This is a genomic window from Enterococcus sp. 10F3_DIV0382 (assembly GCF_002140245.1).
Classification (GTDB): Bacteria; Bacillota; Bacilli; order Lactobacillales; family Enterococcaceae; genus Enterococcus_B; species Enterococcus_B lactis.
In genome coordinates, this window is sequence record NZ_NGMF01000001.1 from 1,883,693 (window position 1) to 1,903,017 (window position 19,325).

At 38.0% G+C, this 19,325-nt stretch carries 19 protein-coding genes and 1 tRNA gene; 5 read left to right on the plus strand and 15 right to left on the minus strand.

Annotated features, from left to right (window positions below):
• Nucleotides 1-681: 681 nt before the first annotated feature.
• The 4 genes from A5849_RS09455 to A5849_RS09470 are packed head-to-tail and all read right to left on the minus strand — an operon-like array spanning nt 682 to nt 3,387.
• Nucleotides 682-1,365, minus strand: coding sequence for a hypothetical protein (locus tag A5849_RS09455; protein WP_002316196.1), 684 nt, complete (start codon nt 1,363-1,365; stop codon nt 682-684).
• A gap of 17 nt (nt 1,366-1,382) precedes the next feature.
• Nucleotides 1,383-2,000 (minus strand): glycoside hydrolase family 73 protein, encoded by a 618-nt coding sequence (locus A5849_RS09460; RefSeq protein WP_002309502.1) that lies wholly within the window; start codon nt 1,998-2,000, stop codon nt 1,383-1,385.
• 9 nt (nt 2,001-2,009) lie between these two features.
• Nucleotides 2,010-2,834 carry a D-alanyl-D-alanine carboxypeptidase family protein gene (locus tag A5849_RS09465; RefSeq protein WP_002344160.1) on the minus strand — a complete coding sequence of 275 codons (825 nt, stop codon included), beginning with the start codon at nt 2,832-2,834 and terminating at the stop codon, nt 2,010-2,012.
• Nucleotides 2,827-3,387 carry a hypothetical protein gene (locus A5849_RS09470; RefSeq protein ID WP_002293272.1) on the minus strand — a complete coding sequence of 187 codons (561 nt, stop codon included), beginning with the start codon at nt 3,385-3,387 and terminating at the stop codon, nt 2,827-2,829. Before A5849_RS09470 ends, A5849_RS09465 begins: the two co-directional genes overlap by 8 nt.
• 173 nt (nt 3,388-3,560) lie before the next feature.
• Here A5849_RS09470 and A5849_RS09475 point away from each other — a divergent pair, with 173 nt between their 5' ends.
• On the plus strand, nt 3,561-4,517 hold the full coding sequence (locus A5849_RS09475; protein WP_086310059.1) for a Gfo/Idh/MocA family protein: 957 nt from the start codon (nt 3,561-3,563) through the stop codon (nt 4,515-4,517).
• Nucleotides 4,518-4,811: 294 nt separating this feature from the next.
• Here A5849_RS09475 and A5849_RS09485 read toward each other — a convergent pair whose 3' ends face one another.
• Nucleotides 4,812-5,768, minus strand: coding sequence for an aromatic acid exporter family protein (locus A5849_RS09485; protein ID WP_002309507.1), 957 nt, complete (start codon nt 5,766-5,768; stop codon nt 4,812-4,814).
• Nucleotides 5,769-5,872: 104 nt separating this feature from the next.
• On the opposite strand from A5849_RS09485, the gene A5849_RS09490 reads away from it, so the two are divergent.
• Nucleotides 5,873-6,475 carry an aromatic acid exporter family protein gene (locus A5849_RS09490; protein WP_002292924.1) on the plus strand — a complete coding sequence of 201 codons (603 nt, stop codon included), beginning with the start codon at nt 5,873-5,875 and terminating at the stop codon, nt 6,473-6,475.
• Nucleotides 6,476-6,560: 85 nt separating this feature from the next.
• On the opposite strand, the gene A5849_RS09495 is transcribed toward A5849_RS09490, so the two are convergent.
• Together A5849_RS09495 and A5849_RS09500 are read right to left on the minus strand one after the other, a co-directional pair.
• A complete protein-coding gene (locus A5849_RS09495; protein ID WP_002309508.1) occupies nt 6,561-8,060 on the minus strand; it encodes a flotillin family protein in 1,500 nt (499 codons plus the stop codon).
• A 15-nt stretch (nt 8,061-8,075) separates the two neighbouring features.
• The gene (locus A5849_RS09500) at nt 8,076-8,600 is read right to left on the minus strand and encodes an NfeD family protein (RefSeq protein ID WP_002292922.1); all 525 of its coding nucleotides are present in this window, start codon (nt 8,598-8,600) and stop codon (nt 8,076-8,078) included.
• Nucleotides 8,601-8,775: 175 nt separating this feature from the next.
• Here A5849_RS09500 and A5849_RS09505 point away from each other — a divergent pair, with 175 nt between their 5' ends.
• Nucleotides 8,776-10,419 carry an ATP-binding protein gene (locus tag A5849_RS09505; RefSeq protein WP_002309510.1) on the plus strand — a complete coding sequence of 548 codons (1,644 nt, stop codon included), beginning with the start codon at nt 8,776-8,778 and terminating at the stop codon, nt 10,417-10,419.
• Complete coding sequence (locus A5849_RS09510; protein ID WP_002345062.1) at nt 10,394-11,110, plus strand: response regulator; 717 nt, start codon at nt 10,394-10,396, stop codon at nt 11,108-11,110. The genes A5849_RS09505 and A5849_RS09510 overlap by 26 nt, the downstream gene beginning before the upstream one ends.
• A gap of 229 nt (nt 11,111-11,339) precedes the next feature.
• On the opposite strand, the gene A5849_RS09515 is transcribed toward A5849_RS09510, so the two are convergent.
• The 6 genes from A5849_RS09515 to A5849_RS14970 form a co-directional block, all read right to left on the minus strand.
• Nucleotides 11,340-12,359 carry a 2-hydroxyacid dehydrogenase gene (locus A5849_RS09515; protein WP_002309512.1) on the minus strand — a complete coding sequence of 340 codons (1,020 nt, stop codon included), beginning with the start codon at nt 12,357-12,359 and terminating at the stop codon, nt 11,340-11,342.
• Between the two features lie 21 nt (nt 12,360-12,380).
• Nucleotides 12,381-13,436: an AEC family transporter gene (locus A5849_RS09520; RefSeq protein ID WP_002309513.1), complete on the minus strand. Its 1,056-nt coding sequence runs from the start codon at nt 13,434-13,436 to the stop codon at nt 12,381-12,383.
• A 219-nt stretch (nt 13,437-13,655) separates the two neighbouring features.
• The gene (nagA, locus tag A5849_RS09525; RefSeq protein WP_002292705.1) at nt 13,656-14,804 is read right to left on the minus strand and encodes an N-acetylglucosamine-6-phosphate deacetylase; all 1,149 of its coding nucleotides are present in this window, start codon (nt 14,802-14,804) and stop codon (nt 13,656-13,658) included.
• Nucleotides 14,805-14,879: 75 nt separating this feature from the next.
• Nucleotides 14,880-15,716: a helix-turn-helix domain-containing protein gene (locus A5849_RS09530; RefSeq protein ID WP_002292704.1), complete on the minus strand. Its 837-nt coding sequence runs from the start codon at nt 15,714-15,716 to the stop codon at nt 14,880-14,882.
• 186 nt (nt 15,717-15,902) lie between these two features.
• Complete coding sequence (locus A5849_RS09535) at nt 15,903-17,120, minus strand: pyridoxal phosphate-dependent aminotransferase (protein WP_002309514.1); 1,218 nt, start codon at nt 17,118-17,120, stop codon at nt 15,903-15,905.
• Nucleotides 17,121-17,269: 149 nt separating this feature from the next.
• Complete coding sequence (locus tag A5849_RS14970; protein WP_002335007.1) at nt 17,270-17,431, minus strand: hypothetical protein; 162 nt, start codon at nt 17,429-17,431, stop codon at nt 17,270-17,272.
• A 74-nt stretch (nt 17,432-17,505) separates the two neighbouring features.
• Here A5849_RS14970 and A5849_RS09540 point away from each other — a divergent pair.
• Nucleotides 17,506-17,588, plus strand: a tRNA-Leu gene (locus A5849_RS09540).
• A gap of 73 nt (nt 17,589-17,661) precedes the next feature.
• On the opposite strand, the gene A5849_RS09545 is transcribed toward A5849_RS09540, so the two are convergent.
• Nucleotides 17,662-17,934: a hypothetical protein gene (locus A5849_RS09545; protein WP_002313858.1), complete on the minus strand. Its 273-nt coding sequence runs from the start codon at nt 17,932-17,934 to the stop codon at nt 17,662-17,664.
• Between the two features lie 209 nt (nt 17,935-18,143).
• On the minus strand, nt 18,144-18,836 hold the full coding sequence (locus A5849_RS09550; RefSeq protein ID WP_002309519.1) for a hypothetical protein: 693 nt from the start codon (nt 18,834-18,836) through the stop codon (nt 18,144-18,146).
• Nucleotides 18,837-19,325 lie beyond the last annotated feature (489 nt).

The following is a 19,325-nucleotide window of genomic DNA, read 5'->3' on the forward strand; positions in this document are numbered from 1 at the left end:
TCCTACACCTCTACTTCCATTGACATTTTTCAATATACTGTATTCTTATACAGTATATATTTATAAAATCCTCTTTTTTAAAGGCGAATAAAAACCAAGGCTTGCCTTTTTGTTCTGCCTAGGATGAACAACTCAATACTTTCAAGGAAAATTAGATAGTGCTGATTTTTTTCCATTGCTACAAATGCTTCTTGCTTCAATGATGGGAGGATAATTGCGCAAAGAAAAAGGATATCAGACAACCGTCCAATATCCTTGACATAGCTAAATAAGCGTGCCACTCTGCGTATATTATTCCCTAAAAAATCAGAAAAAATAACTAGTAATTCTGTATGAAATTAGGTACAATATACACGTTGATGCACAAGCATTGACTATGGCAACTTGATTGGTCAGTTCCCGCTGACTTTTCAAGCCCCGGTGATTTAGCTGCTACTAAATTGCCGGGTGCCTTTTTTAGTTTTTATTCGTTTTTCATTCTATAGAAAGCGCTTCAATAAATCAAGACATTTTTTTGTTAGAATGCTAATAATAACAAAAGATTTTAACTATTCTTATGTACATTACAGATAAAAAAACAAAAAAATTTCTCTTTTTTTGAATTCTGAACAAATAGTACTGGAGTACAAAAGACGAGGAAGAGCCACTATCTGCTCTTCCTCGTCTTTTGATTCTCACCTGTTATTCATGATTCTTTTTCTCAGTTTCCCGATATTTTTCCATTTTACGACTAAAAAGCTCTCCGCTACTTGGCGGCGTATACGTGATGGCATTTGCTCCTGCTTGAATGGTCTCAGCAATACTTTCTTCCGTTGGACCGCCTGTCGCAATGATAGGAAGTTCAGGATACTTTTTACGAAAATGACGTACTGCTTCTACAGTTTCTTTTCCCGCACTGATATTGATAATCGAAATACCAGCTGCTAACTTTTCATCAATTTCCGTATATTTCGATGTTACCGTACTGATAACTGGGATATCAACTACTCGACAAACTTCTTTCACTGTCTCTAAAGGCGTAGGACCATTCAAAACAACCCCTAAAGAACCTTGCGCTTCTGCAAACATGCTCATGTAAGAAGAACGAGCACCTTGTGTCAATCCGCCTCCTACACCGGAAAAAACTGGAATATCAGCTGCCTCAATGATACTTTTAGTAATTGCTGGATGTGGTGTAAAAGGATACACAGCAATTACTGCATTTGCATTTGTATTTCGTATGATTGCGATATCCGTAGTAAAGATGATCGAACGAATCAATTTTCCAAATATCTTGATCCCGCTTGCTTCTAAAATGATTTCCGGTACTCTTACGATATCTTTTCTCAATTCCGTCATGATTTCCGGCGTAAATTGTTCTGCCATCAGCCACTTCTCCTTTGCTATCTCCGGTCATACTGATTCAACTGGTACGTCTCGATGACCTGGATGATTTTTTGCGCATAACCGGGGTCTGTCGCATAACCTGCCTCTTGCAATGCTTGTGCGGCTTCCTGATAATTGGTGGCCGTAATAACTTTTTCATACAGTGCAGGATTCCAATCTACTCCTTGGACGAACAGTTGTGTATGGTCATCCATGGACTGTTCCCATGAATCATACACTTTGAAGTCTCCTTGGATAGTTATCCATTCTTCATTAACAAATTCCTTTGTTTCCAGGCTTACTTTCTTCTGATCCCCATAAGCCTTGATCCCGAAAAGATTATTGTATTTGCTAGCCAAGGTACTTTTTCCCCAATTCGATTCTAATATAGCTTGTCCTAAAATGATACTAGGAAGCACTCCATAACCATCTTGTAGTTCTTGGGCATGTGGAACAAGCCGTTCAATAAATTGCTGATGGGATTGCGCTTCATTTTCTTGCTGATTATCAGTAAAAGGAGAAGACAGATTCTTCAAGGAAAAAACAAAGGCTAGGAGTATCACTACTACACCGGCAACCACTGCTGGCCAACGGATGTTCTTGCGCTTTTGCTTTTTCCACTTTTTTTTCGCCATGATCAATTCCTACTTTTCATTTAATTCATTCAGATATTCTTCTAGCGTCAATTGGTGTTTGGTGATATACTCAGCATTTTCTTTACCGACATAACGTAAGTGCCAAGGTTCATATGTGATTTTAGTTATATCTTCGCGTCCTTTTGGATAACGAACGATAAATCCATACTGGGCAGCATTATCTGCGATCCATTTAGCTCCAGGCTGATCTCCGTAACTTGCATCCAATACAGTAGAAGGATAACTGTTGTACCAGTTTTGATCGACGACATCGACTGCCAGACCTGTGTGGTGTTCGCTGTATCCCGGCTCCGTAATCGTTTCTTTAGTGATTTTTGTCGCCTCCTCTTCTGATACACCTTGACGACTCATCACATCTTGGACATTTTGTTCGAAAACTTGTTGTTGGGATGATACAGACCGGTAAGCTGAGACCATAACTAACGGAAACCCAGCTGCTTCGGCAGCCTTAGCAAATGCTTCATATTCCGGAGCAATGCGTTTGTCGATCAAATATCCATTACTCAATGATGCCAATTGAGTAGACTCATCGATTTCTTTTTCTAATTTGTGATCTGGACCAACCAAAACTAGTTGCCAATCGTCTGTTTTAACATCTGGCAATTGTTTGGATGTACGATCTTGTGTTTCTTTGTCCTTTGCCTTGCTGCTTGTTGTTTGACTGTTCTTTTCTTTACTAGCAGTTGTTTTGGTGCTTGTTCGTTCGACCGTTTGATTGCCGGCTTGAACATGCGCGTCATCATCGCTAAAAATAACATAGCCCATTGCTGCGATCATAATCACAACTGCTCCAAATCCTAAAAATTTATTCACTTGAAAAATCCTTTCGTTGTTCTTCACGTTCCCCGTTCGTATCATGAACGTAAGTTTCTTCCAGATTTTCATTCACCCAATCAAGAAGTTCGATTTTTTCTCCTTCAATCTGTTTTTGAACATCTGCTGGCAAACGAAAATTCAAAATATCATCATAGCCCCATTCATCATATTGAATACTTACTTTCAAGTCAAGGTATCTACCAGCCTGCTGATTGTTTTTCAAAGGGATCAGCTCGACTTTTGCTGCTTTGCTGCTTAGCCATTTTTGCGCGATACGTGTTTTAATTTGTTTATACTCTGCAACAGCAATATTTCGTTTCTCGGGAAAAATAATCGTTTGACGCAAAATCTTTTGCGTAAGCATCCATTCATAATCAGTGAAAAGATTTTTTACTTTCTGCATCGCTTCAGAAGGCAAATTTTTCTCGCCATCTTTCCATTTTTGCCATTGTTCTGGGCTGATCAGCAAGTATTCATCTAAAAAATTTTTTTCAGTTTCAAACTGTTCCAATAATACACTCATAATAAGATCAATATATACTTGATGCACGTTTATCCCCTCCTTTTAACTATTCTACTTAAGTTTTAGTCAAAAAGCACCTGTTAAATCGCTGCTTTCATTTTTTTTAATGTTTCAAGTCCTCTCCCCTTCATTCTTCGTGATTTTTGTTATAATAATAGACAGAAAAGAATCTCAATCTAACTATGAAGGAGCATTTTCAGATGAAAAAATATCAATGGGGAATCGTGGGTCTCGGTATCATCGCACATGAGTTTGCCGAAAGCTTCAATCAAGAGACAAGTGAACTAACAGCGGTTGCTTCCAGAACTTCAGAAAAAGCGGAAAAATTCGCACACCGTTACAATATTCCAAAAGCTTACGGAAGCTATCAAGAAATGTTAGACGATGCTGAAATCGACATCATATACATTGCTGTACCAAATAAACAGCATATCGACCATATCTTGGCAGCATTGGAAGCAGGCAAACACGTCTTATGCGAAAAAGCTATCACGATGAACAAAAAAGAACTAGCTGACGCTATGCGTTTAGCAGAAGAAAAGAATCTGATTTTAGCAGAAGCCATGACTATCTTCAACATGCCGCTTTATCAGCAATTACGTTCAATAATGGATACAGGAAAACTAGGGGCTTTAAAAATGATCCAAGCACCTTTCGGCAGTTATAAGGAACCAGATCCAGAAAACCGATTCTTCAATCCTGAATTAGCTGGTGGAGCTCTATTGGATATCGGTACGTATGCGGTATCTTTTGCTCGTTTCTTTTTGAGTTCTCAGCCTGAAGTAGTTGCCTCTACAATGGTCCCTTTTGAAACAGGCGTAGACGAGCAATCAGTCACTATTTTGCGCAACAAAGAAAATGAACTTGCTGCTGTCAGCTTGACTTTTCAGGCAAAAATGCCAAAAGTCGGGATCGTTGCCTTTGAAAACGGCTATGTGACGATTGCTGATTATCCTCGTGCGGATCGTGCGGAGATCCTATTTACAGACGGTACGAAGGAATTCATCGAAAGCGGAAGTACTTCTGAAGCCATGAATTACGAAATAAACAATATGGTACACATGATCGAAGGTGACTTGCCAAATCGTTCTCTCTTCTTGACAAAAGATGTCATCGACATCTTGGATCAAATGCAAGTTTTATGGCAAAATATGTAATTTTAAAAGGTCGTGAAAAAGCTGGTCTGCATCAAGTAATAAGAACAGCCAAACAAAAATAGCTCCTCCTATTTTTCGTTTGGCTGGACTTATTCCAGTAGATGCAAGCTTGTTTACCAAGAGGTTGTGAGCCTGCCGTTCAGCTCCGAGTCACAAGGAGCAATTTCAAAAAACAGCTTCTCATGTTTGTTGAATATTGTGACTTGTGACCGAGGAGTTGGCAGGAGAACACCGTTTAAGGAAGAGGTTGTGAAATCAGCGCTTTGACCTAAGTATTAGCTGAATTCAAAACCTCTATTTTTTGATTTTTTGTTGGGAGAATTCTGCCTTGATTTCAATAAAACTTTTAAAAGACTGCAAAAACTGGAACAATTCTGCTCGGTCCTCGAATTCAGGGCGGCTAGTCGGCAGAGGCATTTGCCGATACAATACATAAACTTCTTCAATACGTGCTAAGATTTGTCTGCCATCATTTGACTCTGAAAATGTTTCTGCCGTATAAATCAATAAACCGTAGATATGTTTTCCATAATAAGCGGGTTGTTGGATCCGCTCTAGATTTTCCAACATGTCTTTAATCACATTGACCTGTGCTCGTCTCATAGAGAAATAAGTTTCATAGTATAGCGGCTGTCTGAGCCAGTAGTTTTCTTGATGTTCTCTGGCATCTTCTTGGCTTTCGCGAATGAATGTCAGCAAATGTTCGCATTTGATCTGCACATCTCCTTTATTTTCCGATAAAAAAAATTCTGCCATTTGTCTCAAGATATTCCGAAATTCTTTTTCGATCTGTATTTGGTTTTCCTTCAGCTGTTTCGTACGATCTGGCATATAGACATTCGCAAGCAAAGCAAATACTAATCCAATCGCCATTAAACCCGCTTCATTGCCGATCAGCTGCCAAGACATGTTTTCCTCCACTAAATAATGAGTGACCAAAACCGAATTTACGACGATTCCTTCAGTTAATTTGAAGCGAGAGGCAAGCGGGATGAACAGGAATAAAAAAAGACTGAAGCCAAAAATAGTATACCCAACAGCAAAAAAACTGAACAGCGCTGTTGCTGTAGCTAGTATAAAGGCTGCGATTCGATTCATCCCTGTACGCAATGTAGAGCGTTTTGTATTTCCCACACTCAATAATGCAATGATTCCTGCTGCTGGCCAATACAACAGCGATAAGCTACCCGCTGTGACCATCGAAAAGAAGACACTGATCACTGTTTTGACTGTTCGCATTCCTATACGCATTTACTTCCCCCTCTTTTTATTTTAATTATACTTGAATAATGAAAAACTAGCTATCAGACAAAAGTTTAGGTATGATAGTAAAAAGACCAAAAAGGAGAATCTCTATGCAATTTGGCCGTTTTCGACTAGGTATGCGTACGATCAAAAGTGCCTTAGCTGTTTTTTTATGTATCTTGTTTTTTCATTTGACTCAACGAGGAATCCCAATGATTGCTGCATTATCTGCTGTTTTTTCTTTGCGTCAGGACTTGACTACAACCGTTTCTTTTGGAAAATCTAGGATCATTGGCAACACATTAGGTGGTACACTAGCTATCATTTATTTTTTTGTCAAAAGCTATTTTCACAATGATTTTTTGGTAGAATTGATCCTGCTTCCTATTCTAGTAATTATTGTAATTGTCGTGTCAGATGGCATCAACAATAATTCTGGCATCATTTCCGCAATCGCTACGTTATTGCTGATTGCATTGAGTATCCCTCAAGGTGAATCTGCTTTGTACGCGATCCAACGAGTACTAGATACTTTTATAGGAACATTCATTGCGATTGGTATCAATTTCTTTCTTCGTCCGCCTGAAACAGAAAAGAAGGAAGAACTATCAGAAGATTTGGTCGAACTCCAAAAGAAAGAACGATTGCTGCGAACAAGTTTACAAGAGATAGAAGCTAAGATCCAAAAACAAAAGAAAAATAGCGAGGACTGATTTTCTTTTGAAATAACATAAAAAATGGAGAGAAGAACTTGAAAAGTCTTCCTCCATTTTTTATTGATCGGTGAAGTGTACTACTTTATTCTTCCTTCATCGCGTGTTGTTCTGCCTCTTTTGGCGCTTCATACATATTTACTTGGCTAGTAGTCCCACGTGTCGACAAATTCTCTACGATTTCCTTCAAGTCAAGTCCTGTTGTCGCTTTTAATGTTTCTTGAGTAGTAGAAAGCAAGTTTGTGGCATAATTTGTCACTCGGTTCGCTCCACTGGTTTCTCCTGAGCTGTTTCCTGTATCGACAACAGAGATTTTTTCGATATTTCCTAGCGGCTGTGCTGCTTCGCGCATCAATTGCGGTAGCATATCGATAACCATACTCAAGACAGCTGCTTCGCCATATTCCTTGAAGGCATTGGCAATTTTTTGTTTTGCTTCGGCTTCTGCTTTTCCTTTTGCTAATGCTGCTTCTGCTTCTGCCTGTCCAGCTAACCTTGTCTTATTGGCTTCTGCTTCTGCTAGTGCTTCCACACGGAAACGTTCGGCTTCGGCTTCGGTCACTTCTTTGACTTTTTGAGCTTGTGCTTCTTGTTCTTTAGCGTAACGATCGGCATCTGCTTTTTTCTTCACTTCCGAATCATATTGCTTTTCTCGACGTGTAATTTCTTTTTCTTCCAATTCGATTTGTTTTTGACGTTCTATGATTTTGATCTGCATTTCTTGCTCGATTACTTGTTGTTGTGCTCTGGCACTTTCCAAGTTGTAGGCTTGGTCTGCTTTCGCTTTAGCAACATCTTGTTCTTGTTTGTAGGTTGCTAGTTTCAATTCTTTTTCTTTCAATGATTCTGCAATTTCTGTTTGTCGTTGTAATTCAGCTGCTTGTGATTCTTTTTCTGCTTGAGCTTTTTTGATACGCGTTTCTTTTAAAGCTTCTGCTTCTGCTATATCTGCATCTCTTTTGACTTGGGCGATTCTTGGTTTCCCTAAAGAGTCGAGATAACCATTTTTGTCTCTGACCTCTTTGATAGTGAAAGAAACAATGATCAATCCCATTTTTGCAAGGTCTACAGAAGCGACTTCTTGTACGCTTTGACTGAACTTATCACGATTTTGGTAGATTTCTTCTACAGTCATAGAACCTAGAATCGAGCGTAAGTGACCTTCCAATACTTCTCTTGCTTCATTCTCCAATTCTTCTCTAGTCTTACCTAAAAACTGTTCTGCTGCTGTAGCAATCTCTTCTACAGAAGAACCAATTTTGATGATCGAAGTACCGTCACACATCACCGGTACACCTTGTTCTGTATACACTTCTGGAGTAGAAACGTCCAATTTGCTGGATAATAGACTGATTCGATTCGAACGTTGGAAAACCGGCAAGACGAACGCTCCGCCTCCTCGCACGATTTTGATTTTGTTGTTACTTTCATCTTTGTGTACATTTTTGCTTCCTAAATAACTTCCACTGATGATCAACGCTTCATCTGGTTTTGCTGTTTGGTACTTCGCTACAAAGACGATCAGTAGCATCAGCAAAATCAACGCTGCGATTGCGATCGCGATAAAAACAATTGGTATTCCCATTTAACATACGCTCCTTTAAGCTTTTATCATGCTTTCATAAGGCATGACATAACAGATTCTTTCCTTGATCTCAATGATCAATACTTTCGTTCCCCGCTCCGCTATCTGTTCTTGGGGGCTGTAGAAACAAGCAGGACGACTGATGGAACCGGTAACACTTTTTAATTGGATTTCTCCCATGCCCCGTACAGGGATTGGTGTGATCACAACAGCTACTTGCCCTTCCAAAGTCTTTTCAGAAGACGACATCGTTGATTCGGCATGTTTCATCGGCATCAATAGATAGAAATTAAGCAAAAATACCAAAACTGTCGATATGGCTCCACTGGCAATAAATAAAAATAAAGAGGATTGATCCGTTAGACGCTCACCAAGAAAACCAAACAAACTTGTAAAAGTTAGCCAGGGTATAATAAGCATTGGATCAAGTGGGCCATCAAAATCGAAGACATCTCCAAAAATAATCAAAAGAACTGCCAACCCCGCACAAATCAGCAATGTATACCAATAAATCGTCTCAAGTGCGATTCCCCCTATCATATACACGCCTCCTTCCATTTCTACGTCTATCATACCAATGTTTGAAAATTCTGTATAGCTTCTTTCACCAATTCAAAGGTATTTATTCATAGAAAGCATCTATTTATCAATGCCAATTTGTTAATTTTTGTTTTTCATGTTAAAATTTTCACAATAAATTCTTTCGAGGTAGCCTATGTTTCCTTTCCTTAAGAAAAAACCATTAAAGCTCCAAAATACGATCATTCTTGTCGTTTGTTTCTCCACATTCGTTTCTTTGATTGTTTCTGCCATATTGATTAGGAATTTTATTCTTTCGATGAACCGATCGAGTGTGTCAGATAGAATCTCTAGTATCGCTAAAATCGTTGCCAGCGATAAACTCATCCAAAAAAAGCTTCAGACTGGTGATCCGACACATGTGATTCAAGGAATCACAAATGAAATCATGGTAGCATCGAATTTAGATTTTATTGTTGTCATGGACCCTGAAGGCATTCGATATTCTCATGCAGACCCAAGTTACATCGGTCTTCCTTTCTCAAGTCATGAAGATGTGAAAAAAGTGATTGGAGGACAAGAATTTTTCTCTGAAAAAGAAGGAATGTTAGGGTTCGGCTTCCGTTATTTCGTCCCTATTTATTATGATCAAGAGATTATTGGTGCAGTTTGTGTTGGCTTGACGAACAACACGATCGACAATCAGGTCAAAGATGGACAAAAAATGATTGTTTTTTCATTGATCATCGGGCTTATCGTAGGCATCATAGGCGCCGTTTTTCTTGCCCAAAAAATGAAAAAAGTACTGCTTGGACTTGAACCGCAAGAAATAGCGGAACAGTTAAGCGAAAAAACGATTATCGAAAATGAAGTAGATGAAGGAATACTGGCCATCTCTTCTGATAAAACTATCCTCTTGATCAATACACCTGCAAAAAATATTTTCTATCAAACAAAACGGCTGTCGGATTTCGAAGTAGGAAAAAAAATCAGCGATAATCTATATGACGTATTGTTTAAAGAGACAATCGATCATCAAACGACTGTTCGGACTCAATCCATGTATTTAAATGGGATAGAAACTATTTCTAGCGTTACACCTCTTTTTAGCAATGACCGTTTTTTAGGAGCAGTCGCAACTTTACGAAATCGATCAGAAGTAATGAAATTAATGGAGGAGCTCGGAGGGACGAAACAATATATAAACTCTATGAGAGCCCAAACTCATGAATTTATGAATAAACTTCACGTCATTTCTGGCTTGATTGACTTGAAGAAGTATGAAGAAGTCACCCATTTTATCCAACAGCTAAATCAAAATTATAAAAAAGAGATCGGTCAAGTCTCAAATCTGATCAAAGTCCCTGCGATTGCCGGTTTTTTATTAGGCAAAATAAATGAAGCCAAAGAACAATCTGTTGAAATGTTGTTAGAAAGCGATTCTTTTATCCCTAAAATGGAGATGGACGACTCCATCCATTCACTTTTGCAAGTGTTAGGGAACTTACTTGATAATGCTAAAGAAGCCGTACTTCAAATGCCTGAAAGAAACGGACAGGTTCGGCTCCATTTAAACTATGACACAGAAGCGGAAGTATTCATCGTGACCGTCTGCGATGACGGTGTCGGAATATCAGAAGAAATCTCAGAAAAAATATTTACGCTAGGTTTTTCGACGAAAGGAATCAATCGTGGATATGGGTTGAATATCATCCATTCAATTGTCAAACGTCACGGTGGGATCTTAGAATTTTCCAAACAAGCAAATGGCGGTACAATCGTCTATCTAGAATTACCAAAAAAGGAAGATCAAAATGATGACAAATGTCTTAATAATTGAAGATGATCCAATGGTTGCAGAATTGAATCGTACGTTTGTGGAAAGTATACCTAATATGAACGTAATCGAAAGTTTCAGAAATGTAGAAGAAGGAAAAAAATATTTCAGACAAAAAAACGCAGATCTGCTGTTGCTTGATGTATATATGCCTGGCGAAAGTGGTATCCATTTTTTATCTTGGCTGAGACAGCAAGGAAATGATATCCCAGTGATCTTGATAACCGCTGCAGATGATATCGAAACCATAAAAAATGTGATTCGATATGGTGCCTTAGATTATTTGATCAAACCCTTCACTTTGCAACGTTTCCAGTTGGCGATTGAAAAATACCTTGCTTTCTCTCAGACGATCCAAACGACTGAAAAAGCAGATCAGAAATTGATCGATCAAGTATTCAACCATACTACTCCCATTCACGAAGCACCTTCATTCATTGATTTGCCTAAAGGTCTGTCAAAACTGACTTTAAAAAAAATCTGTGCATCTATCCTAAAAGCAGAGACTATTTTTTCAACAAAAGAACTGGCTCAAAAAAGTGCACTTTCACGTATCTCCGTCAAGAAATATTTAAATTTTTTGGTGGAACAAGATATACTGAATGAAAGAATCAGATATTTGGAGATTGGCCGACCACTAACCTGTTATGAATTGACAAAGAAGGGGCGGAAAAAACTCACGGATTATTGTTGAGTCATCGAGTTATCTAATACTAAATAAAGGCTGTGACAAAAGTCTTGTCACAGCCTTTTTTCCGAATAAATGGTGTTCAAAAGCTTGCATCTACGGCACTAATCCCAATCAGATGAAAAATATAGAGTGCTATTTTTATCTGATTGTTCTTACTGCTTGATGCAGAGCAGCTTTTTCACAACCTCTATTTTTAAACATATTAGTATTAGTGATGAGTGCCCATGTTTCCTTACTTTAATTGACGCGCTTTAGGAAGAGATACCTCATTTTTCGTTTTTCCAGTTTCTATTATTTCGTGGAAGTTCTCGAAGCTTGTCGAAATCATATTTGACAATGCCTCATCTGTATTTGAACCTACATGAGGGGTTATAAGAACTCTAGGGTATAATTCTACTAGTTGCTGGATAGCAGGATCTGGAATCGTCTCCCATGGCTTGAAGGATCGGAAAAAGACATCTGTTTCATTTGCAAAAACATCGGTTGCAAAACCAGCTAAATGATTGCTTTTCAAAGCTCTTAAAATAGCTTCATTATCTTGAAGCTCTCCACGAGCTGTATTGATCAAGATACTGCCTCTTTTCATTTGAGCCAAAAATCCTTCATTGATCATTTGATCGTTTTCACCTGGGATGTGAGGTACATGGATACTGACGATATCGCTTTTTGCTAACAATTCTTCGAGTGAGTGAAACGTCAATACTTTTTTAGCAGCTTCTGTCTGATGGATATCATAACCGATTACTTTGGCTCCTAGCCCCTTAAACAAAACCGCTTCCGTCAATCCTATTCTGCCTGTTCCTATGATACCTACTGTGCAATTTCTGATTTCACGGCTAAACATTTGTTCATCTACTCGAAAATCTTTGAAAGATGTTCGGATCGTCGTATACGCTGTATTTCTCAAAAGCATCATGGCAAAAGTCAAAGATAATTCTGCTATAGCATTTGGCGAATATGATGGTACACGGGCTACTGTCATACCAAAATCAGCTGCCGCTTGTAGATTGATATGATTGACTCCCACAGTTCGGGTAAAAACATAGCGAATCCCATATTTCTGCATTTTTGCAAGATTGATCTCATCTGCTATACAATTTCCTCTCAGCAGTACAGCGTCATGGGCCTTAGCTGATTCAATATTGTCATGCGTCAGTAGTTCTTCATAAAGACTCAGTTCATAATGGTAAACATTCAATTGCTCAAAAAAATCGATCTCATTCGGACGAACACCATAACATGCGATTCTCATACTTTCCTCCTCCATTTCCTATTAAAACAAACCTATGCCGTGAATCATTTGCAATACAACGATCCATACAGGTGTCAGTACTACAGCAAAAATAGTTGACAGTAAGGATGCATTAGAGGCTAAAAGTGCCTCCCTATCAAAACTGATAGCATAGGCTGCTGCCACAGTTGCGGCTGGTGTAGCCATCATAATAACAATCGTTGCCAGTGCTTCAAAATTGACCGGTAGAATATTTGTTGCCGTCAAAACTGCTAAAATCACGATATTCAACGCAGGTACAAATACCACTTTGACTAAACTGTAATACCATGATGTTTTTTCAGAAGCAGCTTTTTTGAAACTTACTTCACCTAATGTTGCGCCGATTGCTAGCCATGCCAATGGCGAACTTAAACCAGCTAAATAATCCATTGGCTGAAATAGCCAAGGTGCTGTCTGGTCAATTCGCAAAAACGCTACTTGGCTTATCTCTCCTTCTGCACCTGTGATTGACACTTGTGGAAGATATCCTTGGAAAAGCCAAATGAAAAGGCCGGCAAAAGTAGCGATGATGATTGGATTAACGAACATCGCTTTGATATTTTTGGCTTCCATCTTCAAGCCACTCATTTTTATGTATCCATAAGAATACAAAAAGATCCGATAACCAATGTTGAAAATTGAGGAATACATCACGCCGACCGGTCCATAAATCGCACTGACGATTGGTGTCCCGAAAAAGGTCGTAGAACCAAAGATTGTCAGGACACGCAACGTTGATTGCTTATCCCCTTTATAACTTAAGAAAAAAGGTCTTGAAACTAGAATAAGAATAATATAAATAACTAACCCCCAAATCAACACATTAATTCCTTGCATCAATAGTTCTGTATTGATATCTTGCATGAAAGCTCGAAATGCAAGTGCTGGTAGAGCCACTGTTAAGACAACTTTCGATAGGATTTTTCCAACAGATTCAGAAAAAATTTCCTTTTTTCTACAAATAAATCCTAATAATATAATAAAAACTGTTGAAGTAATTGCACTAACAATCGACATATCTGTCAAAGTCGATCGGAAAACATCAAATAAGTTCATCTTTCCCCTCCTACTTTTGTTCATTTTTTCACAATAAAAAATGCTTTTATTTAGCTAATACGTATTAACATTTTTTATTTTATCTTTATATTGTTAAATGTTGAACAATAAGGAATTAAAGAAACTTTTGAAACTTATGTAAAGTGATATTCGTTAGAACACAAAAAAACCTTAAAACCAAACTTGAGAAGTTTCGTTTTAAGGTTATCTTGGATTATATTATGCGTGGAAGCGTTCCACACCATCTAGATAAGTTGCTTCCAATGTCATATCAGGGTTCAATACGATAAAGTCTGCGTCGCGTCCTTGAGCGATTTTTCCACATGTGTCATCGATTTTACAGCTGATTGCTGGAATCAGACTAGCCATCATGACTGCTTGCTCTGGTGTTGCAAGTCCCCAATCCACGACATTCTTAATTGCTTCTTTCAATTTCAAGATACTTCCAGCTAAGTTACCAGATTCCAAACGTGCCGTTCCTTCTTTTACTACTACCGGAAATTCACCTAAATTGTAATTTCCATCAGGCATCCCACCGGCCATCATACAGTCTGTAATTAAAGCAACATGCTCATGTCCTGCTTTTTCCATTAGAATTCCTGCCGCATTTGGATGTACATGATGTCCGTCACAAATCAATTCAGAAAAGACATGTTCTAAAGATAATAACGCACCTACCATACCTGGTTCGCGATGATTCAATCCGCGCATCCCATTGAAAGCATGGACAAACACGCTGGCACCTGCTTCAACAGCTTTTTGCGCTTCTTCTAGCGTAGCGTTACTGTGCCCTAGAGAAACAACTACACCTTCTTCAGTCACTTGTTTGACAAACTCTTCTACACCTTGACGTTCCGGTGCTAAAGCAATTTTTTTGATCAAACCGCCTGAAGCTTCTTGCCATTCATGGAAAGTATCCAAATCAGGATCACCGAAATAACTTGGGTTTTGTGCCCCTTTGTGTTCTTCTGTGAAGAAAGGACCTTCAAAATAGATTCCTTTGATTTTAGCTCCTGGTGCTTCCTGATACATTTTGCCGATTGTCTCAGCTACATCTTTTAAACGTTCTTTGCTTGACGTCAATGTTGTTGGTAAAAATGAAGTCACCCCACAAGATAATAGACCTTCAGACATCACTTTGATACCTTCTGCATCGTTGTCCATTACATCATGATTCATATAGCCGTGAATATGTGTATCTACCAAACCAGGAGCAATCCATTTGCCGCTTTGGTCAATGATGTTGACTTCTCCCTCAGGTAGTTCTTTGGTGTATTCACCAAAAAGCCCATCGGTAATTTCAAGATAGCCTGCATTTTTGACGCCTGACGCTAAAAAGAATTTGTCAGCATAGATAAAAGTTCTCATTCTATTCTCTCCCTTTGTTTTTCTACCTCTAAAGTACTCTTATTTAGAGAAGAAGTCAAGAATGGTCTACACCATTTATAGATTTTTTGAAATTTGTTTCACAGCTTGTGCCAATCCTTCATAAAATGCTGCTCTTTCTGGTTCTTCTTTACGCTTATATATCAAGCTCTTAAGCACAAATAAATCATTGAGATAATAGTAACTATTTTTCTCTTGAGCCCAATAGATCCCTTGGTTCACCTGCTCTAGTGCTTCGTCAATTTCATTTTGATGGAATAAGAAATTTCCATAATTATAAAAAATTTGCGAAAATTCACTTTTTGATCGTTCATCAGCTGATTGATGCAGCAGTTGGATGCTTCGACTCAAATAGTAGCGGGCTTCAGCAGTTTTTCCTGCCACACCATATATTTTTCCGATACAACTAATCAGTTGTATTTCTGTGTCAGAAACATGGATTCTTTCTTTTTGGCTAGAGTAGCTTAATGCTTCTTTTAAATAATAAAGAGACTGAGAAATATTTTGACGCAACGTGAATTCACAAACACCGAGATAATAATAATATCGTTGAAAGTCAGTTGCTTGATACAGATTCTCAGAAATATCAGAAGATTTTAGTACTTGTTCTAACTTGCGATAATCACGTTTTTGGAAACAACTATCCAACAGTTCAAATAATTTATCGTTTGTCCGAGTAGTTTTTCGAGAGAGATTCATCACATGATCAATCGTTACTCCTAGCCGTTGACAAATCTGCATCATCACCAATACATTTGGCAGTTCCTCATTATTTTCGATCCGGCTTAGTACACTTTGTGAACAAATATCTTGCGAAAGCATCTTTTGCGTCATTTTTTGTTCTTTTCGAATCTCTTTAATGATCGTGCCAAAGGACTCGATTAACGTTTCCATAAGTATCCTCCCCAAAATATGCGTATTCGCATTCTATCCGTATTTTACTTTAGGAAGTCGCAAACTTCAAGAAAAGACTTGCAACTAAATAATATGACTTTAGTTATTTAAGAGATCTCCATTAGAAAGAGAGCCTCAGTATATTTGTCTGTGGCTCTCTTTCTGGAAAATTTGCTTTTTTTAAAGTCACTTTTGTCGATATGTCGCTAAAAATTCTCTCATTTTCTTAGCCGTTTGTTTCAAATCATCCATTTTAGGAAGATAGACGATCCGAAAATGATCTGGTTGGTTCCAATTGAATCCGCCACCGTGCACGAGCAGAATATGATGTTCATGTAAAAAGTCCAAGACGAATTTTTCATCATCCAAAATATTGAATCGTTTTGTATCGATTTTAGGGAATATATAAAAAGCAGCTTTTGGTTTTACAGCTGAAAGACCAGGAATATCATTGATTGCATTATAGATATATTCTCTTTGCTCATAGATCCTTCCGCCTGGCAGGAGCAGCTCATCAACACTTTGATAACCGCCCAGCGCCGTTTGGATGATTTGCTGAGACAAGACGTTAGAACACAAACGCATGGAAGACAACATATTCAGCCCTTCTATATAGCCTTTGACGTGTGATTTATCTCCGCTTAGGACCATCCAGCCGACTCGAAAGCCTGCCACACGATGAGACTTAGATAGACCATTCAGCGTAACAACGAACAAATCAGGCGCTAATGTAGCAATCGGAATATGTTCTAGGCCATCCATCACTAAGCGGTCATAGATTTCATCAGAATAAATAATCAGGTTGTTTTGTCGGGCTACTTCAACTATTTCTTCTAATAATTCTTTTGAATAAAGTGCCCCAGTAGGATTATTAGGATTGATGATGACGATCGCTTTTGTCCGACTCGTTATTTTTGATTTGATATCATCAATATCAGGATACCATTCTGCCTCTTCATCGCAAATATAATGAACAGGTGTACCTCCAGCTAAAGCAATCGAGGCAGTCCACAACGGATAGTCTGGCATTGGAACCAGTACTTCATCTCCATTATCTAGCAACCCTTGCATACACATCGTGATCAGTTCGCTGACTCCGTTTCCGGTATAGATATCATTGATCGTCACATTCGGAAAATGTTTCAGTTGGCAATATTGCTCAATTGCTTTTCTAGCAGAAAAAATTCCCTTGGAGTCTGAGTAGCCTTCCGAATCACGAGCATTCATGATCAAATCACGAATGACTTCGTTTGGTGCCTCGAATCCAAAAGGTGCGGGATTTCCTGTATTCAATTTTAAAATACTGATGCCCTCTTCTTGCATACGCTCTGCTTCTTCTAGAACAGGACCGCGAACGTCGTAACTAACACCTTCTAATTTGTTGGATTTTTCAAATTCTCTCATCACTTAGCCAATCCCTCATTTCAAAAAGTTAGAACTTTCCAAATTTTTTGTTATTTACTATTTCAATATCATACTCCATCCTAGAAAAATTTGCCACTTATTTAGGAAAAACATAAGTATCGAAAAAAACGCAGAGAAGCGCTGAGAACTTACTGGTCATGATAGTCATTCCATAGATTTGCTGCCCAATCCATTGCAATCCCACAAATAATTCCCAGCATCAACCCAAATAGAAAACGGCCAAATGCAAGGCCAATCAATATGCCTAGGATCATCCCCAGTCCTGAAAATTCTCCGTCATATTTCTCCATCTTCATAAGACCTCCCACTTTTTGAGCTTGACAACTATGTAAAACCCCGCTATCATTATTGTGTTATTATTTATGCAGACGTGATGGAACGGCAGACATGCAAGATTGAGGGTCTTGTGAGCGTACGCTCGTGTGGGTTCAAATCCCATCGTCTGCATTTTTCTTTCAAAACAAGCGGCTAGGACATTTTTGTCTCAGCCGCTTTTCTTTTTCTCGTTCATTCTTTCATCTTATTGGACCTTTTTTCTTGGGTATAGACTTTTCTCATATTCTACCACAATTTTTGGTTTTCCTAACACATGATAAGATCTCACAACGAATTGCTTTCTATTATTGTAATATCCTGTAACAACTAGTTTCATCCCTTCGTCTACTTCAGCTAGGAAGTTCAAACTATGGGAAGCAATCAAACAATTGACCTCATTTAAGCTAAAACGAATCAGTGGTCTGGCGCTGACCTGCAACGTACGGATTTTATCTACTGTTCCATATTTTTTCTCCATTGCCTTCACCTTATCACCATTATACGAACATATATTCCCTTTTGTAAAGAGGAAACACTTTTTATCTTGTAATTTTTTGTCCAGCTATTTTTCTTAAAGAACATATGACTTTTCTCACAACGATGAAGGACCACTTATTAACAAAAAAGCGGCAACAGCATAAATTGCTGTCGCCGCATTGCTGATCAAGGGTTACTTATCATAAAAGATTATTTACTCAAATGTTCTTCAACGATTTGTTGAGATTTATCAGCTGTATCTTCCACTTCGCCTTTTGCTTTTTCTAACTTTTGAATATATTGTTTCAAACTTGTGTTTTCAGCAGTTGCTTCGTCTAATTTTTTTTGCGTATCTGCTAACTGAGTTTCTAAATTTTCTTTTTCTTGTGTCAGTGTTGCGATTTTTTGGTTCAAACCATTTACAGTATTTTGTAATTCTGAAAGTTTTGCTTGTGCTTCTTGTAGTCTTGCAGTCCAATTTGCATTCAATCGATTGATTTCATCATTTTTTTGGTTGATTTCGTCTAGTTTCGCATTGATTTCATTTTGTTTGCTTTGTAGTTGTGCATCCTTGCTGACTAATTGGCTTTCTAAGTTTTGTTTTTCTGCTGCCAATTGATTTTTTTGGTTTTCTAATTCATTTACTTTTGCTTGGTATTCTTGGACATCTGCCTTTGAATCTTGCAATGTCTGTTCTTTTTGTGCTAGTTGTGCGGTAAGATCTGTAATCGTTTGCTCTTTATCTGTCAACGTATGGTCAAGCTGTGTCAGATTCTCATTGATTGTATCGATATCTGTCTCTCCACCCCACAAAATAATTTCATTTGCGTAACGCGTGCCTGTAAAGCCAATTAGACATAAAAATGCAACCACGATCCCACCAACAATAATTTTCTTTTTCATTATGTAGCTCCTTCATTTAATCTTTTTACACACTAAAAGTAAGTGATTTCACATGCAATGTCAAGCACTTTTAAATTACGATTGTAATTTTAATAGAAACGCTATTAAATTCTCATTTAATCTTCCTTTTTTTGTATCTGAAAAAACTTTTCATAGAGAAAAATATACCTTAACACTTTCTTAAATATAGATGTATGGTAAAAATAAATGAAAAAAACTAGTTTTTCTTAAACGTAATCCTTTTCATTTCATAAATTACTGTGTTTATTACAAAAAACGAGGATTTGTCATAAATTGTCATGCTTCTTTTACCTATGAAATATTTTCACGTGTTAAAGTATTCCTCGTTGAACACAACAAATAAAACTTTTTAACGAATAAAGGAGATTTTTCATGACATCACTTAAAACTTTACTTTTTGGAACAACTTTGGCTGCCGGCGCTGCATTCTTCATGGGAACGACTGCTCATGCGGACGAAGCTTATACC

Coding starts and splice junctions, on each gene's coding strand:
- A5849_RS09455 (WP_002316196.1), bottom strand. CDS start 1,365: ATGGCAGAACAATTTACGCCGGAAATCATGACGGAATTGAGAAAAGAT.
- A5849_RS09460 (WP_002309502.1), bottom strand. CDS start 2,000: ATGGCGAAAAAAAAGTGGAAAAAGCAAAAGCGCAAGAACATCCGTTGG.
- A5849_RS09475 (WP_086310059.1), top strand. CDS start 3,561: ATGAAAAAATATCAATGGGGAATCGTGGGTCTCGGTATCATCGCACAT.
- A5849_RS09485 (WP_002309507.1), bottom strand. CDS start 5,768: ATGCGTATAGGAATGCGAACAGTCAAAACAGTGATCAGTGTCTTCTTT.
- A5849_RS09490 (WP_002292924.1), top strand. CDS start 5,873: ATGCAATTTGGCCGTTTTCGACTAGGTATGCGTACGATCAAAAGTGCC.
- A5849_RS09495 (WP_002309508.1), bottom strand. CDS start 8,060: ATGGGAATACCAATTGTTTTTATCGCGATCGCAATCGCAGCGTTGATT.
- A5849_RS09500 (WP_002292922.1), bottom strand. CDS start 8,600: ATGATAGGGGGAATCGCACTTGAGACGATTTATTGGTATACATTGCTG.
- A5849_RS09505 (WP_002309510.1), top strand. CDS start 8,776: ATGTTTCCTTTCCTTAAGAAAAAACCATTAAAGCTCCAAAATACGATC.
- A5849_RS09510 (WP_002345062.1), top strand. CDS start 10,394: ATGATGACAAATGTCTTAATAATTGAAGATGATCCAATGGTTGCAGAA.
- A5849_RS09515 (WP_002309512.1), bottom strand. CDS start 12,359: ATGAGAATCGCATGTTATGGTGTTCGTCCGAATGAGATCGATTTTTTT.
- A5849_RS09520 (WP_002309513.1), bottom strand. CDS start 13,436: ATGAACTTATTTGATGTTTTCCGATCGACTTTGACAGATATGTCGATT.
- nagA (WP_002292705.1), bottom strand. CDS start 14,804: ATGAGAACTTTTATCTATGCTGACAAATTCTTTTTAGCGTCAGGCGTC.
- A5849_RS09530 (WP_002292704.1), bottom strand. CDS start 15,716: ATGGAAACGTTAATCGAGTCCTTTGGCACGATCATTAAAGAGATTCGA.
- A5849_RS09535 (WP_002309514.1), bottom strand. CDS start 17,120: ATGAGAGAATTTGAAAAATCCAACAAATTAGAAGGTGTTAGTTACGAC.
- A5849_RS14970 (WP_002335007.1), bottom strand. CDS start 17,431: ATGGAGAAATATGACGGAGAATTTTCAGGACTGGGGATGATCCTAGGC.
- A5849_RS09545 (WP_002313858.1), bottom strand. CDS start 17,934: ATGGAGAAAAAATATGGAACAGTAGATAAAATCCGTACGTTGCAGGTC.
- A5849_RS09550 (WP_002309519.1), bottom strand. CDS start 18,836: ATGAAAAAGAAAATTATTGTTGGTGGGATCGTGGTTGCATTTTTATGT.